Source organism: Idiomarina ramblicola, assembly GCF_003987255.1.
Classification (GTDB): Bacteria; Pseudomonadota; Gammaproteobacteria; order Enterobacterales; family Alteromonadaceae; genus Idiomarina; species Idiomarina ramblicola.
The window spans coordinates 156,129-172,872 of sequence record NZ_PIQC01000007.1 but is presented as its reverse complement, the minus strand read 5'-3'; the positions used below and the strand labels follow the sequence as shown (position 1 = coordinate 172,872).

11 protein-coding genes and 1 pseudogene are annotated in these 16,744 nt (G+C 46.5%); 5 read left to right on the top strand and 7 right to left on the bottom strand.

Features of this window, described 5'->3' with window-relative positions; genetic code table 11:
* Positions 1–35 precede the first annotated feature (35 nt).
* A complete protein-coding gene (locus tag CWI78_RS10485) occupies positions 36–2,183 on the bottom strand; it encodes a TonB-dependent receptor (RefSeq protein ID WP_126782750.1) in 2,148 nt (715 codons plus the stop codon).
* Between the two features lie 161 nt (positions 2,184–2,344).
* Here CWI78_RS10485 and CWI78_RS10480 point away from each other — a divergent pair, with 161 nt between their 5' ends.
* Together CWI78_RS10480 and olsF are read left to right on the top strand one after the other, a co-directional pair.
* Positions 2,345–3,991 carry a M28 family metallopeptidase gene (locus CWI78_RS10480; RefSeq protein ID WP_126782749.1) on the top strand — a complete coding sequence of 549 codons (1,647 nt, stop codon included), beginning with the start codon at positions 2,345–2,347 and terminating at the stop codon, positions 3,989–3,991.
* 127 nt (positions 3,992–4,118) lie between these two features.
* Positions 4,119–5,822, top strand: a complete 1,704-nt coding sequence (olsF, locus tag CWI78_RS10475) for a bifunctional ornithine lipid synthase OlsF (protein ID WP_126782748.1) — start codon at positions 4,119–4,121, stop codon at positions 5,820–5,822.
* On the opposite strand, the gene CWI78_RS10470 is transcribed toward olsF, so the two are convergent.
* Both CWI78_RS10470 and CWI78_RS10465 read right to left on the bottom strand, forming a co-directional pair.
* Positions 5,804–6,550, bottom strand: a complete 747-nt coding sequence (locus CWI78_RS10470; protein WP_244213118.1) for a UDP-2,3-diacylglucosamine diphosphatase — start codon at positions 6,548–6,550, stop codon at positions 5,804–5,806. The two genes, olsF and CWI78_RS10470, sit on opposite strands and share 19 nt — an antisense overlap.
* Positions 6,510–7,007: a peptidylprolyl isomerase gene (locus tag CWI78_RS10465; protein WP_126782747.1), complete on the bottom strand. Its 498-nt coding sequence runs from the start codon at positions 7,005–7,007 to the stop codon at positions 6,510–6,512. The genes CWI78_RS10470 and CWI78_RS10465 overlap by 41 nt, the downstream gene beginning before the upstream one ends.
* A gap of 117 nt (positions 7,008–7,124) precedes the next feature.
* Between CWI78_RS10465 and cysS the strand changes: the two genes are divergently transcribed.
* On the top strand, positions 7,125–8,504 hold the full coding sequence (cysS, locus tag CWI78_RS10460) for a cysteine--tRNA ligase (RefSeq protein WP_126782746.1): 1,380 nt from the start codon (positions 7,125–7,127) through the stop codon (positions 8,502–8,504).
* Positions 8,505–8,532: 28 nt separating this feature from the next.
* Complete coding sequence (locus CWI78_RS10455) at positions 8,533–10,077, top strand: M17 family metallopeptidase (RefSeq protein ID WP_126782745.1); 1,545 nt, start codon at positions 8,533–8,535, stop codon at positions 10,075–10,077.
* Positions 10,078–10,165: 88 nt separating this feature from the next.
* Here the strand turns inward: CWI78_RS10455 and CWI78_RS10450 are convergent, their stop codons facing one another.
* Complete coding sequence (locus CWI78_RS10450) at positions 10,166–10,765, bottom strand: Yip1 family protein (protein WP_126782774.1); 600 nt, start codon at positions 10,763–10,765, stop codon at positions 10,166–10,168.
* A 197-nt stretch (positions 10,766–10,962) separates the two neighbouring features.
* Here CWI78_RS10450 and miaE point away from each other — a divergent pair, with 197 nt between their 5' ends.
* Entirely contained in the window at positions 10,963–11,745 is a 783-nt protein-coding gene (gene miaE, locus CWI78_RS10445; protein ID WP_126782744.1) for a tRNA isopentenyl-2-thiomethyl-A-37 hydroxylase MiaE, read from the top strand.
* Between the two features lie 26 nt (positions 11,746–11,771).
* Here the strand turns inward: miaE and CWI78_RS10440 are convergent.
* The 3 genes and pseudogenes from CWI78_RS10440 to CWI78_RS10430 form a co-directional block, all read right to left on the bottom strand.
* Positions 11,772–13,054 (bottom strand): annotated as a pseudogene (locus CWI78_RS10440) (dicarboxylate/amino acid:cation symporter).
* 98 nt (positions 13,055–13,152) lie between these two features.
* The gene (sohB, locus tag CWI78_RS10435) at positions 13,153–14,151 is read right to left on the bottom strand and encodes a protease SohB (protein ID WP_126782743.1); all 999 of its coding nucleotides are present in this window, start codon (positions 14,149–14,151) and stop codon (positions 13,153–13,155) included.
* Positions 14,152–14,224: 73 nt separating this feature from the next.
* A complete protein-coding gene (locus tag CWI78_RS10430; RefSeq protein WP_126782742.1) occupies positions 14,225–16,636 on the bottom strand; it encodes a VolA/Pla-1 family phospholipase in 2,412 nt (803 codons plus the stop codon).
* Between the last annotated feature and the right edge of the window lie 108 nt (positions 16,637–16,744).

Below are 16,744 nucleotides of genomic sequence, written 5' to 3'. Positions count from 1 at the left end.
CGCCGAGTTGCAGCGGTAGCGTAATAAAAGACTACTTAGAAACTAATTGAAACCCCCGCCTGGAAACGGCGACCTGTCACTGGTGCATCATCTTTCAAAAAGGAGCTATGGACAAAACCTAATTGGTTGGTCAAGTTCTCTCCTTTCAGATACAAAGTAGCACCATAATTAGCGAGCCAGTCAGGATACAAATTAATACGTGCATTCAGTAATCCATAGGCGTCAGTGACCGTTTCGTTCTGAGCAATTTTATCCTGCTCTAAGTAACGGGTATAGCCAATTGAACCGTCCCAGCTTACCGCCTGATAACGTACCTCTGTGCCGATGCGCTGAGCGGGGATTCTCGGCAAGTTGTCACCGTCACGTTGCTTTGCTCGCGTATAATCACTGAACCCATGCAGTGACCACTGTTCTGTTAACTGCCAGTCCAGCTCGAGTTCATAACCAAACAATTCAGCATCCACTTGGCTAAACTGAACGACTTGCAGCTCTTCGCCGTGCTCGTGTTCATGTTCGTGTTCTTCTTCATGGGCGTGTTCATCATGATCTTCATCACCGTGAATTTCCTCACTATTTAACCCGATAAAGTTATCATAAATAAAGTCATCAACCCGATTGTAGAACAGGTTAAGGTTGGCATGAAAACGCTCACTCTCAAAATGAAAGCCAACATCCACGTTATTTGATGTTTCTGTCTTTATTTGAACATCCGTTGGCTCAATGTGATATTCGCCACTGGCTTCTTCGTGCAGTTCATAACCGAGCCCCAGCTCATAGGTGCGGGTAGCAAAATGATTGCCATTAGCAAACACCTCACTGGCCGAAGGCGCTCGCTCTGCGTGGCTCAGGTTAAACGAAACCGACGTATGGTCGCTAAAGTGGTAAAGATAACCGGCCGAAGCCGAAGTCGCGTCAAAGGTATCGAGCTTTTGTTCCTCACTGGAAAGCGAGGTGCGCTCATGGCGCAAGCCTAAATCAACATGATGCGGACCAAATTCCTGTTCTACGACCCAGAAAAGTCCCTGAGTGCGTCGAGAGGTGTTGGGCGTAAAGGCTTCTTCGCCAAAAGCAGCTTTGTCACTGATATCCCACTGCCAGCCAACAGCCCCTTTCCATCCTGCCACTTCATTATGACGACCCACCAGCCGTATCTCTTTTTGTTCATTTTCAAATTGTGTTGCTACAAAGTTTTGTTCGATTTCCTGATGTTGGTAATCGGTTAAGGCCGCACGAAAGTCTAACCGACTAAAGCCACTGACTGGATTACGCCACTGACCGGCAAACTGTATTCGTTCTTGCTCAAGATCGGCATAAGGACCTGATTCTCCAGCATGAATTTCACCCTCTTCATGAACGTGTTCTGCTTCGTCTTCATGCGCTTCTTCGCCATGCGCATGACCAGGAATCCCATATTCCTGATAAAGCCCCTGATAAGAGAGCCCAAAAAAGCCATCGTCAAACTGATAGCTCGCACCAATGGTTCCGCCCTGAGCATCAACGAAGGTATTTTCAACCTGATCGACTCTTTCACCTTCATCGTTCATAAAAGATGGCGTTTCATAATCATCCGCGCGACGCATAAAGGCATCGGTATAAAGTGCCCAACGGCCATTACCAAGCTGTAAGTCGTAAGAGCCCTCTTTATTGTCATTATTGGTCGAAGCTGACACATTAGCATTGCCCTGTAAGCCATAAACGGGCTCCGAAGGAATACGGTTGTCGACAACATTAATGACACCACCAATTGCCCCACTGCCATAAAGTAAAGTGGCAGGGCCGCGCAACACTTCAATTTGCTGTGCGGTACTGGTTTCCGTCGTTACCGCATGATCCGGACTTCCCCGTGATACATCACCGGTATCAAGGCCGTTCTGAGTGATTTTTACCCTAGGGCCTCCCAGGCCCCGAATAATTGGGCTACCCGCTACGTTAGCAAAGTGCGTATTATTAATTCCCGGTTCTAATGCCAATGTCTCACCCAGACTATGGGCATGCAGTTGCTTCAGAGCATCCCCTGAAATGATGTTAACCGGCTGTGCTGACTCAAGCGCGGTTTTATCTAGTGGGCTTGCATTAATCACTATCACTTCGTATTCATTTAGGTGTTCATGCTCTTCTTCCTGTTGCGCTTGCGCAACTGTGCTAGTTGCTAACAAAGCAAGGGTTAACGCATTCAGTTTCATAGACTACTCCGGTAAAGCCATGTCATTAATGTAATAATATAACATTACAAAAACTTGATACGTTTTGCAACACTCTTTCGGCTATCTACTCTGGTTGTCTTTTATCTGCTGCGGTACACTAGCTCAGCTATTATGATAAAAATAACACCAAAGGACATGATATGAAGCCATCCCATATTCTTCTGCCTGTCACACTCAGTCTGCTTGTAGCAGCATGTGGGGCACCAGAAACAAAATCACAGACTGTCGATATTAGTGCTGATGAATCAAATTTACGTGCTCATTTAGAGTTTCTTGCGGACGATGATCTTAAAGGCCGTGAAACTGGTAGCGATGGGCACGAAGTTGCGTCGAATTACATTGTTTCCGAGTTCAAAAAGCTTGGCCTTGAACCTGCAGGCGATGATGGCACCTTTTATCAGCGCATCCCGTTTCGCAAAAGCACACTGAAAGAAAACAGCGCCAGCATGAGATTTGAGCGTGACGGTGATGTTCTTGACTTTGAATTCCCTAAGCAATTCATTACCGGCCCGAGTCACTACAGTGAGAAAGACGAGATTACAGCGCCATTAGTCTTTGTTGGCTACGGTATGGAAGCTCCGGAATTCGGCTTAAACGATTACGAAAACCTGAATGTTGAAGGTAAGATTGTTGTGATGCTAACCGGTCGACCGGGTTTCTTGCCGAGTGAAGAAGGCGCTCACTTAGCCAACATTAAAGGCGATATTGCTCGTGAAAAAGGCGCGGTTGGTATCATCACCCTACATACCCCGGTACGCGAAAAAACACGCAAATATGAGACCAGCGTTTATTACACCAAAACACCTCGTATGACCTGGCTTGGTCCAAATGGATTACCAAAAGGCGAAGAGCAGCAACTCATGGGCTCTGCCTACCTCGATGACGAACCCGCTAAACAGTTATTTGCTGAAGCGCCAACAAGCCTGGGTAATATTTTTGAGAAAATTGAGGAAGACCCTGATTTTTCTCCTAAAGGCTTCGAACTTGACGGCTCGGTGACTCTGGCCCGAGAATCTCGCCACGAAGAGATCACTAGCCCTAACGTCGCCGCCGTATTACCGGGCTCTCACGACACGTTAAAAGACGAATACGTTATCTATACAGCCCATTCAGATCATATCGGCGTTATTAAGGATATGAGCCGCGAAGACAACATCAATAATGGTGCAATGGATAATGCCAGTGGCGTTTCGGTTATGTTAGAAACCGCTCGTTTATTTGTTGAATCAGGACAGAAGTTTGATCGCTCAATTATGTTTTTGTCGGTCACTGCGGAAGAAAAAGGTTTATTAGGTGCAGACTACTTTGCTAATAACCCCACCGTTCCACTGAACAACATTGTGGCCAACGTTAACCTCGATATGCCAGTACTGCTTTATGATTTTGCCGATGTTATTGCCTTTGGTGCTTCGCACTCGACTTTAGGTGAAACCGTTAGCAAAGCAGCAAAACAGTTTGATACCGAACAAAGCCCTGATCCAATGCCAGAACAGGCTATTTTTACTCGTTCAGATCACTACACTCTGGTTAAAAAAGGCATTCCAGCTGTCTTCCTGATGACCGGCTTTAATTCGAGAACTGAAGGCGAAGATGGCGGCGAAGTCTGGGGTAAGTTTTTCGCAGAACATTACCATAAGCCAAGCGACGGGCTGAACCTGGATATTAACTACGAAGCCGGAGCCCGTTTTACCGACATTAACTTTGCTATTGGTAAAGAGATTGCCAATGCTGACCAACGTCCACAGTGGTTAGAGGATTCGTTTTTCGGTAAGCAATTTAACGACTAAGCTCACCAAGAAAACAGGATTCAAGACTAAGGGGCCGCAGGCCCCTTTTTTGTTTCTTAGCGTCATGAAACTGTCATTAACGCGCCTTACACTTTTAATATCGATGACTACACTGCCGGAGCACTTGATGTTATCTGTAGACAAAGTGGTTAATGACAAGCTACCTCAAATTAAAGGTAAACCCTGGCTGGAAAAACCAACCACCTGGTTTTTGCGAAACCTTTTACATGAAGAAGATATTCAAGAGTTCGGGAAGAGTGCTCCGTCCCTCGAAGGCATCGACTTTGTTGAGCATGCTCTGGATTATTTCAATTTTACTTACGCTTACTCGTCACAAGAACTCGACAATATTCCCGTCAGCGGACGCTTGGTCATTATTGCTAATCACCCGATAGGTTCTCTTGACGGACTGGCATTACTTAAGCTCGTCAGTGAAATACGTAGCGATGTAAAAATAGTCGCGAATGAATGGCTTTCGGTACTAGAGCCTCTTAATTCACTTTTACTGCCGATTAACGTATTTGCAGGAAAGCCCAGCCGTAAAGACATTCGCAATATACACAGTCACCTCCATGACGAAGGCTGCGTGATCCTCTTTCCGGCCGGTGAAGTTTCCCGGTTACGACCCAATGGCGTGCGTGATACACACTGGCAAAGCGGCTTTCTTAAAATAGCTAAAGCAACCCAAAGTGACATTTTGCCAATACGTCTTGATGCCCACAATTCAGCCTGGTTTTACACCGCTTCAATGGTTTATAAGCCGTTAGCCACAATGTTGTTAGTTAAAGAGATGTTTCGGCAACAGCGAAAACAAGTGAAATGCCACATTGGTCAGAGAATACCCACTGAGGCATTTCTTCAACAAGGGCTTAGTGTTAACCAGCAAGTTAAACTATTTAAAAAGCACTTGTACCGTTTAGGTACTCAGAAAAAATCTATTTTCCCAACTCAGACAGCAATAGCCCGCCCTGAATCGCGCCAACCTCTGAAAGCGGCTATAGAGGCCTGTGAATTACTTGGTGAAACCCCATGCGGCAAAAAGATTTATCTATATGAATTCAATGGTAGCTCGCCTATTCTCAGGGAAATAGGCCGCTTAAGGGAAGTTGCTTTTCGCACCGTGGGCGAAGGTACCTGGCGCAAGCGCGATCTTGATGAATACGACACCTGGTACATGCATTTGATTCTTTGGGACCCGGATGATCTTGAAATTGCCGGCGCTTACCGTTTGGGTGACTGTAAAAAAATAATAGAAGCGCATGGTCAAAACGGGCTCTACAGCGATGGCTTCTATGAGTTCTCAGACGCTATGAAGGAAATTTTTCCGCAAAGCCTAGAGCTGGGTCGCTCATTTGTTCAGCCCCGATACTGGGGTAAACGCAGCCTGGACTACCTTTGGGTTGGTATTGGCGCGCTGTTGCGTAAGCATCCAAATTATCGTTACTTATTTGGTTCTGTCAGTATTAGCAACGCCTTACCAAAGGATGCACAGGCCGCTTTAGTTAAATTTTACAGCAGCCATTTTCCGCCCCAAACACCCATGGCCAGAGCGAACATTCCTTATCGTTTAAACACCGACTCAACAGTTCCGGACTTTACCGGTAACAACTACGCCGATGAATTTGTTCTGCTGAAAAGCTACATGGCGAATATCGGCTCTGCCATTCCCACGCTTTACAAACAATACTCCGAGCTATGCGAACCCGGTGGAGTGCAGTTTTTAGAATTTGGCGTTGATCCGGATTTTAATCATTCGATAGACGGACTGGTGTTAGTCGATACCACCAAACTCAGTGCGAAGAAGCGCAAACGTTATTTAGAGACGAGGTAAGCACTGGCCTGCTGATACCAGTCGCCCAATACTATTCGTTTTGCCGAAGTACCGTCATTCAATGTAAAGCAGTGAACCGCAGGGCGATGAGTGTGACCATGAATTAACTGATTAACATCGTGTTGTTCCATCACACGTAAGACTTCCGCATGCTGAGCATCCATTTTATAAAGTTGTGCGGGAGTTAGCTCGCGCTTTTGACTGCTGGATTTTTTCCGTAACCGATTCGCAATGCGCATACGCCATGACAAAGGTAAGTTGCGCATAACACTCTTAACCAAAGAGCTCTGGATAATTGAACGATAACGCAAGTAGCCGGTATCCAATGTGCAGAGTGTATCGCCATGCATAAGCAATACCCGCTCACCGTACAAGTCGACAACAGTTTCATCTGGGAGAATAGTTAAACCAACGTCGCTGGCAAAGCGTTCACCCACCATAAAATCACGATTCCCGGCCATAAAATACAGACGCACACCGTTATCGGTCAGTCGCGTAAGCTGCTCCTTAACTTTAGCCGCAAAATCGCTGGTATCGTCGTCACCCAGCCAGGCATCGAATAAGTCGCCAAGAATATAAAGCGCATCGAGGTGCTGGTGTTGCTGACAAAAGTCACTAAAGGCAGCCAGAATATCTGGCCGCCCGGGACTTAAATGTAAGTCTGCAATAAAGCCGGTGGTCATGGAATCAGTCTTTAACTGACACACTTTCAATAACCACGTCTTCAACCGGCACGTCCTGATGGAAGCCCGCTGAGCCCGTTTTTACGTCTTTAATGTTATTGACCACGTCCATACCTTCAACGACTTCAGCAAATACACAATAGCCATAACCATTCGGTGTTTCATTCTGAAAATTCAAAAAGGCATTGTCGTTCACGTTGATGAAAAACTGAGACGATGCTGAATGAGGATCAGGTGTGCGCGCCATAGCCACCGAGCCAACCACATTCGGCTTTGCTGTCGGGGCCTCGTTTTCGATATTATCGCGTGTTTCTTTTTGCTTCATACCGGGTTCGAAACCGCCGCCCTGTACCATGAAGTTATTAATAATGCGGTGGAAAATTGTACCGTCATAAAAACCGTCGCGGGCATACTGTAAAAAATTCTCTACCGTCTTAGGCGCGGTTTCATTGTGCATTTCTAAAGTGATATCACCATGATTGGTATGTAAAACGACTTGCATTGAATGTACCTGTTTCATTGACTAAACCAGCTGATAGTGTACCAGAGCCTCGCCATCGGTGGTATCATAAGCCCTTTGTTTTCATCGTTAACCGATAGATAAGTAAGAGATCACATTATGGCATTAACCGTCTTTAATACCCTGACCCGCAAGAAGCAGTCATTTGAGCCAATCAAACCCGGTCACGTGGGTATTTATGTGTGTGGTGTTACTACTTACGACTACTGCCATATTGGCCATGCCAGAACCTATGTCGCTTTTGATATTGTCGTGCGTTATCTGCGTAAACTTGGTTACGACGTGACTTACGTGCGTAACATTACTGATCTGGATGACAAAATTATTAAACGCGCGGCTGAAAAAGGTGAAGACTTTCATCAGGTCACCGAGCGCTTTATTGGCGAGATGCACAAAGATTTTGACGCACTGAATCTAGTCCGTCCCGATATTGAACCTCGCGTAACCGGCCATATGGATGAGATTATCCAGATGATTGAAAGTCTCATCGAAAACGGCAATGCCTATGAAGCCGGCAACGGTGACGTTCTGTTTGATGTTTCCACCTTTAACAATTACGGCAAGCTCAGTCGCCAGGACTTAGAGCAATTGCAGGCCGGCGCCCGGGTCAATGTTGATTCCGCCAAGCAGGATCCGCTCGACTTTGTATTATGGAAGGCGGCAAAAGCCGGAGAACCCAGCTGGTCATCCCCTTGGGGAGAAGGACGCCCTGGTTGGCATATTGAGTGCTCAGCAATGAATAAAAAACACTTAGGCACCACCTTTGATATTCATGGTGGCGGTTCTGATCTGGCTTTCCCTCACCATGAAAATGAAATAGCACAAAGCTGCTGTGCAAACCAGTCTGAGTACGTAAAGTACTGGATGCACAGCGGTATGGTGCAGGTCGATAACGAAAAAATGTCGAAGTCGCTGGGCAACTTTTTTACTATTCGCAGCGTACTGGAGCAATACGACGCTGAAACAGTTCGATACTTCTTATTGTCTAGTCACTATCGTTCACAACTGAATTATACTCAGGAAAATCTGGATCAAGCACATTCTGCTCTGGAACGCTTATACACCGCCTTGCGTGACATAACACCGCAAGCCGCCAGCGAAGAGTTGCGCAGTAAGTACTGGCAGAGCTTTGAGCAGGCAATGAACGATGACTTAAACGCGCCGGAAGCCATGAGCGTGTTATTTGACGTTGCCCGTGAGATTAACCGCAACCGTGAAAGCGCTGCTGGCACAGCGGCTCAATTAGCGCATATTTTGATTGAGCTTGCTGAGGTTATGGGGCTGCTACAGCAGTCTCCTGAAGAATTTTTACAGGGCGACGACGACGATGTCGCCAAAATTGAAGCGCTGATTGCCAAGCGTAACCAAGCCCGGGAAGATAAAGACTGGGCTGCAGCAGACAAAGCCCGTGACGAATTAACCAACATGGGCATTGTCCTGGAAGACGGTGCAGAAGGCACCCGCTGGCGTCGCGCTTAACTTACAAACTGATTAAGAGGTTTAACCTATGGCATTTGCACAACTGCAAATTGTCAGCTCACTGGCTGACGCATACTCAAAAGATGGTGCTGATGCACTTATCTTGATTGGGAACTTTGATTCTGTTGATGATTCTGCTCTGGCTGAAACCATACAGCAGGCACAAATTACGGATCAACGGGTTGGCAAACACCCTTTGTTGTTGAAAGCTGACGGAGTTCCTGGCCAACGTCTGGTCGCAGCACCAACCGGCCCATTAAACCGTGACTTTGACGATGTTCGTCAGGTGTTTGATGCGGCGCACGCAGCAGCAAAAGTTGCACAAGATGCCGGCGCTCGTCACCCTGTTATCGCACTTAATAATGTCAATATTACCGATGAACGTTACCAGCAAGCATTCTTAGCGGCTTATCTGGGCTTTTGCCAGGCACTTTATCAGCCACTGGAAGCTCGTGAAGCTCACGGCGAAGAAGCGATTGAACCGACTCAAAACGTGATTTTAGTTGGTGAACTCGATGCCGACTGGGCTATGGCTGTTGAAGCCGGCAAACGTGTTGCTCGTGACCTTGCGGGTACCGAGCCGGAACGTATGGCACCAATTAAGTTTGCAGAGTATTGCCGCCAGGCTTTTGCTCACACTGCGGTTAAAGTTACTGTTATTGATGATTATCAGCAGCTCCAGCACGAATACCCGTTACTGGCTGCGGTGGGACGTGCTTCCATAGCAGTAGAACGTCACCGTCCTTGTGTAATTCGTCTTGAATACCATGGTAGTAAGCCGGAACGTACCGTGATGTTTGCCGGTAAAGGCATTGTTTACGACACCGGTGGCGCTGATCTAAAAGTAGGTGGTCACATGGCAGGCATGAGCCGTGATAAAGGTGGTGCCGCAGGTGTTGCTGGCTTCGTCAAAACCGTAGCAGAACTTCAACCGGAACACCTCAACGTTGTTGCTGAAATTGGCGCCGTGCGTAACAGCATTGGTTCAGATGCTTTTGTCGCTGACGAAATCATTACCGGTCACAGTGGGAAGCGTGTTCGCATCGGAAATACTGACGCTGAAGGTCGCCTGATTATGGCTGATTTACTGTCACATTTACGTGAGGAAGCGGCAAAAAGTGACGGCGAGCACGAACTCTATACTGTAGCCACTCTGACAGGCCACGCAGCCCTTTCAAAAGGACCTTATAGTGCCTTGGTGCCTAATGGTCATGCTCGTCGTCAAAATCTGGCTCAAGCCTTATTTGATGCAGGCGAAACTTACGGCGATCCGACGGAAATATCCTGGTCACGTCGTGAGGACTTCGACTTTGTTAAAGGCCGCACCTTGTGTGATGACTTACTCTCATCCAATAACGGACCTTCAGCAACCACACCTCGTGGACATCAGTTCCCTATGGCGTTTCTGACCGGAGTCTCAGGCCTGGACAGCCATGGTATCGACAGCGATCATCCTATCAGCTATATCCATATTGATATTGCCGGTAGTGGTGTTGAAGGTGGTGATTGGCAACATGGCAAACCGACAGCCGCCCCAGTAACCTGTCTAGCAGGATATTACTTAAAAAAGTAACTTCGATTTAAAGAAAGTCCATTTTCTCTATAAAAAAATGCCCAAGTCCAGTCAAATGGAGTTGGGCATTTTTGTCTCAACACTTACTTTATGAAATGAAATCAGGTCCAAAACCGTTGGTCCACAAAATAGCGGTCGTTGCCATTAGAACCACCATCGCAATAAGTCCTGCGGTTACCACTGAGCTAGCATAAAGAAAACCGCGCTCTTCAGGAATGTGCATAATTACCGGAAGGCCTGAATAAAGCAGGTACACGGAATAAGCAACACCACCGAGGAACACCACCGCAACAAACCATAATTCAGGATAAAGCGAAGCAACTCCCGACATAATAACCGGAGTCGCAGCATAAGCTGCCAATTCAAGAGACTTCGTATAACTTGGATCAGCACCAAAGGTTTTTGCCATCCAGTAAATGAGGTAAGCAAGTGCAAAAGTTGCACCTAATATACCAACATACATTGCGACAGCCATCATCACGGCGCTGCTTTGCGTCAGATAAATAGAGTCGCGAATGCCAATGCTCCAACCGATATGAGCTGAAGCATAATAAGCGGCTAAACACGGTAAAATCGCAACCAACAAAACATGAGAGCAGGAATAAAAGAAGCTTTCCCGCTTGCTGTCTATCGACTTCCATTCTTGCACTGGATGGGCGTACAAGCCCCAAATATGATTCAGTATCATAACTTCACTTCCCCATAGTACGCGGGTCATACCGCGAAATTCTTAAATACGTTATAATTTTGATGCGGGTACTGCTGAAAAATTCACCCCATGTGTCTAATATTCAGCACCACCTCTTTTCTGTCAAGGCCTTTTGTTATAGAACAATGCCGCAGTTGTTAATTTATTTTGCACTTTTAAAATCAAGAAGGATCGTTGTGAATCATAGCGTTATCGAACCCTATTTAAACCTGCTCAATCCAATACACGACTTTTTGCTTTGCAGAACACCGCAGGAGTGGGTTCAACAGGCCTCTCTTTCTGAAAACCTGCCTGTCATCTTACTCGATCACTTGCATTGCGAGCTTAAAGCCGCTCAAAGTGCCGCATTACTACTCCGTCGTTATGCCGTCAATCAAGACCACGGACAGGCTCTTCTGGACGCATTACAACCTTATGAGGACCTGGTCTACCGTGGACTAGGGGACTTCCGGCAGCTTAAGAGAAGTAAGCAGTTGTCATACGCGCTGCAGGCTGCTGAATCACAACCTTACGCCGACGAAATCATTGATAAGATGTCTCGTTTAATTCGTGAGGAACTGCATCACTTTCAGCAAGTTCTTGAAATTATGCAGCGGCGCAATATTCCCTTATACAAACTCAGTGCTTCTCGTTATGCCGCGCAACTGATTCGCCACGTACGTACCTACGAACCGCAGGCTTTAATCGATAAATTGATTATTGGGGCACTCATTGAAGCTCGTTCATGCGAGCGCTTTGCTGCACTAGCGCCGTATCTGGAAGAGGATATTGCCCGGTTTTATGTGTCACTTTTGCGCTCAGAAGCACGGCATTACCAGGATTACCTGGAGTTAGCTCAAAAGCTTAGTGACATTGACATTACGGAAAGGGTAAATGAATTCAGGACGTGGGAAGCGGAGTTGATTACCGCAGAAGATACCAAACTACGTTTTCACTCAGGAATTCCGGCGCACGCCTAAGCGTGCACCGGTTCTTTACAGGCAGACTAAAGCTCTTCGAGTTTTTTACCTGCGTCTTTGTCGTAGTATACGTCTTCATCAAAGTCATTTTCTGAGCGCGCAACCACACAGCTAACCATGGCATCGCCGGTAACATTAACGGCGGTGCGGGTCATATCCAGTAAACGATCCACACCAATAATCAGCCCAATGCCCTCAACTGGCAGACCAACTTGCTGTAGTACCATGGCGAGCATAATAAGGCCAACCCCCGGAACACCAGCTGTGCCGACAGAGGCCAGTGTCGCTGTCATAATGACCATCAGGTACTCTGCAATACCCAAATCAAGTCCATAGACCTGCGCAATAAAGACCGTAGCCACACCTTGCATAATAGCCGTACCATCCATATTGATGGTAGCGCCTAAAGGCACCGTAAACGAGCCGACACTGTTACTCACACCTAGGCGTCGCGTTACCGATTCCAGAGTAATCGGCATGGTGGCGTTACTGCTAGCCGTACTAAAGCCAAATAACTGAGCATCACGCATCTTACGCATGAAAATTCCCGGTTTAACCCGCGCCAGAACGCGCATAAATAACGGATAAACAATTAAACCGTGAGCAAGCAGCACAAACAGAACCAGCAAAAAGTATTTCGCCAGACTGCCAATCATTTCCACGCCAATTTCCGTGAAAAGCTTGGCCATTAGCGCGAAAACTCCATATGGCGCTACGCTCATTAAAATAACCACCAGCTTCATAATGACGGCGTTTAAGTCATCAAAAAACCTTTTAAGCGTTCACCGGGTTTGCCAATTAATGCCATGGAAATACCGAACAGCAATGCAAACACGATAATTTGCAGCATGTTGCCTTCGGCCATAGCATTGATCGGATTATCCGGGAAAAGATTGACGATCACTTCACTGACTGATGGCGCTTCACTGGGTTCAAAGGTCGCGTCGGAAGCACGCTCAATTCCCGAACCTGGCTGTACCAGAACTGCTGAGGTAATCGCAAAAGTAATCGCTATTGCCGTGGTAATCATATACATACCCACGGCTTTCCCGCCTAATCGCCCAAGCTTGCTAGGGTCGCTTAACGAGCATGTACCAACAACCAGTGACACAAACACCAGCGGGACAACCAGCATTTTTAACGAAGTAATGAATATTTGACCAACAACGTCAAAAAGGCCATTGGTTAAATACAACGAAACCCAGGCGTTATCACCGGCAACGTAACGAATAAAAGTACCGAGAATGATCCCAGCGACCATGCCAATGACAATGCGGCTAGTCAGGCTGAGTTTTTTCTTTTCGCTCATAAGCGTCCTTTATTATTCATTCTTGAAAAACTGCCACAGCCTAGCAGAAAGCTTTTAAAGAAACAGCTATAAAACTGCAAAGCCAAGCTGAATACCTGTTATTGTGCGACATCCGACCGAGTTAAGGAAGTCTTCAGGGTATGAATTATAACTGACATACCTTTGGCAAAACGTTCACTTAATGGCTTACGCATAACGTATTGTACTTGCAATACATCAAAGCCTTCATGCTGTTTCATTAACCAGGCGTCGCTGGTAATGACTTCATCAATCAGTCCAAGATCTTTAGCTTCCTGACCCGACCAAACTTCACCTGTAGCGACTTTATCGATATCCAGTTCTGCCCGGTTTTCCTGAACAAACGACTTAAACTGACGGTGGATAGCCTCTAAGTCCTGCTTAAACTTACGGCGTCCTTCATCGGTGTTTTCACCAAACAGAGTTAACGTACGCTTGTACTCCCCTGCCGTTAATTGTTCAAAGTCGACATTATGCGTTTTCAAAAATCGGTGAAAATTCGGTATTTGTGCCACCACACCAATTGACCCAATAAAAGCAAAAGGCGCGGCCATGAGTTTGTGTCCAACACAAGCCATCATATAACCACCGCTGGCAGCAACCTTATCAATAGCCACATTCACCGTTAGCTTATGCTCTCTCAAGCGCAGTAACTGAGCAGCAGCCAAACCGTAACCATTGACAACACCACCACCACTTTCCAGCTTCACCAGTACTTCATCTTTTTCAGTGGCCAAGTTAAGAATAGCATTCACTTCATGACGCAAGCTATCGACTTCCTTAGCATCCATACTGCCTTTAAAATCAATAACAAAAAGGCGCTTTTCTTTTTTCTCCGTCGCTTTCTTTTTCTTTAAGGCTTTCAATGCCTTTTTTTTCGCCTTTTTATCCATAAGCTCAATTTTTAGCTGCTCACTGAGCTCATTCAACTCTTTAGATAAATGCGTTACTTGTAAGTCACCTTTACTTTTCTTCTGCTTTTGCGCCGCCTGAGCCACCAGGCCCACTATAAAACCTACGGCGACAACAATAATGGCGGCTTTCAGTAAAAAGCTTCCAATATCAGCAACAAAGTCCATACCACTCTCCTAAAACGAAAAAGGCCAGCATAGTTGCCGGCCTTTGAATGCTCAGTGTTCAATAACCTGAAAGTTATTCTACCACTTCTTCGTTGGTTACTGGTAACTGCAACATATCTGATGCAAACCAAAATGCGATTTGTTGCTGCATTTCAGCGGTAACAGCCGCAGATGATTCTGAGCTAACTAATGAACCGTGCGCTGCATCACCACCGAAGCGAACAATACCCGATACCGGAGTACCGTCTTCAGATGTTGTTGTGGTTGAGATACCTTCAAGGCCAAGTAATGCCGCTAAAGGTTCTGTTCCTGCCAGAGGCTTGTTCTCAACGGCATTTGGAATAACCGAATCACCAATGGCTTCAATCATGAATACAGGCGTTTCAGAAGCAACGACATCACTTGCATAGTTAACCGGGTCTCCCGAGTCGACAACAGTTTGTGCTGCAAATGCGAACTGCTCAAAGGTTGCATTGATTTGCGCAACCTGCTCGGCAGATGCTTGCTCCATGAAACCTGCGTAGAACTGCTCTAATGTAGCACCACCAGCAATAGCCTCATCAGCTGCAGCCTTGAACTCTGCGTTAGAAGAGTACAGTAGGCTTGCCTTAATTGTTGGTCCAAAACTTTCCGACGCCAACAAGAAATTAGCTAAACTACCACCAGGCATACCTAAGCTGGAAGCCTGGATTTCAAACATACCGTCAATCCCAGCAGCAGCCAGAGGGTTATCTTCAGCAAATGGTGTGTTCGCTAAAGCAGTAAAACCAGTACCCGCAATTGCACCTAACGAGTGACCAATAAAGTGAACATCCGTCCCATCAATTTGCTGGCCATCTGCCGCCATAAAGTTATTTAAGCTGACACGCAATGCAACCAAATCTGTAATTGACTGACGCAGATTGTCGCGAGTTGTCAACAGACTGCTTAAGTTCATATAAGTGGTTGCATTTGCAGGACCCGTTGCCGTGATATCCAACTCGCCGTCTTCATCGATATCGAAGCCACGTTCACCGTGCAATGGATGGTCGATTGCGACTGTTGCATAGCCCGCTACCGCCAATGTACCTGCAATTGCTGCTGCGTTGCTTTTATCTTGAGTTATACCATGTTGAAAAATGACAACGGGCCAACCATCAGCAGGGGCCGTTAAAGCCGGAAGCGCAGGATCCATTCCCGCTCTAACCGCATTTGCAGTTGCTAGATCAGGGATAGTTACAAACGCATTAATAGTTGGATTTCCTTGTACTTCAGGAACAGGGTTATACTTCGTCAAGTGACGTTCATCATCAACACCTGGCAAGTCAATACCATCAGCTGAAGCAATACATGCCTGTACTAAAGAACGAATAACACTCGCTTTGTCAGCTGCGATGGCATCTTGAGTGATTCCTAAACCTAGAGCTCCCTCAGGGATTTGACCACTTTCAATACCGCCAACAATAGTTACAGGACTATCACACTTCGCCGTCCAGCGCCCCGTTACCGGAGCAGTCGGCTCTTCTGCGCTTGGTAATGGAGAATAATAAGGTAAGTCAACCTGTCCACCATAGACTTTAGCCGCGCTTGCCGCAGCCAAGGCGTTAGGGTCGTCAGTTACGCCAGATAATACAACGTCTAAGGTATAACCTTGAGGGGCAGCCTGCATTACTGGCGGAGCCCCAGCTACAATTTGCTGGCCCAGTAATGTTTTTGTCATGTCCAGCACATCACCCACAGACTGTGTGGTAAAGTTAGAGCTGTAAATAACACCTTCAGGGTCAACGCCATACTGCGCAAGAGCGCCTTCGTAGCTATTGACCAGGCCTTGTAAAGCTAAGGCGCTTTCATCGCCTGAAACTGGATTTTCTTCAGCATTACGCTTCATCAACGTATAAGTCTGTGATGGTTTCACATCACGTCCCAGCGAATCCTGAATGTTATTGGTCAATACAACTAAATAACCCGTTGCTGACTTAAATGGGCGTAAAGGAACAACAGCTACACTGCCTTCACCTGTCGCTTTAACAGTGAAATCGGTACCATGCTCAAGCTCACCGGTTACCGCGCATACCGCAGCCGGGTTAGCTGCCGCACAACCAGCCGAGACATCACTGCCGCCTTGAATGGTTTCAAATACACGTATAGAGCCCTGAGCTTCCAGACTCGCTGCTTCAATAATGACTTGCTCGCCGTTTTCATCAACAGGTAGAGAGAAATCAAAAGTTAACGTTGAGTGAGTACCCCAGCCATCAAGCGCATTAATAGCAACTTGAGGGTTAGCGGTATCTGTTGCATCAGCAACAGGTAAATTCAATGTTCCGTCAGTTGAACCACTTAACAGTATGTTTGTTGGTGCAGATAATGCACCGTTTGACGGGTCAAACACCACGCGTGACGCGGCAACACTTACTTCACTTTCCGTAATAGGCGCTTCGTCACCGCTGCCGCAGCCTACCAGGCTAAGCGCAGAACCAATCGCAAGTGGGAGTAGTAATTTCTTCATGAGGTATCCCCAATCCTTTTTTATGTTTTGTTATTCTATGCCTTCTCTTAACGATTTTTATACACCTGTCTTAATTAAGATGAAAGGCTTTTTACCGATTTTTCGTTC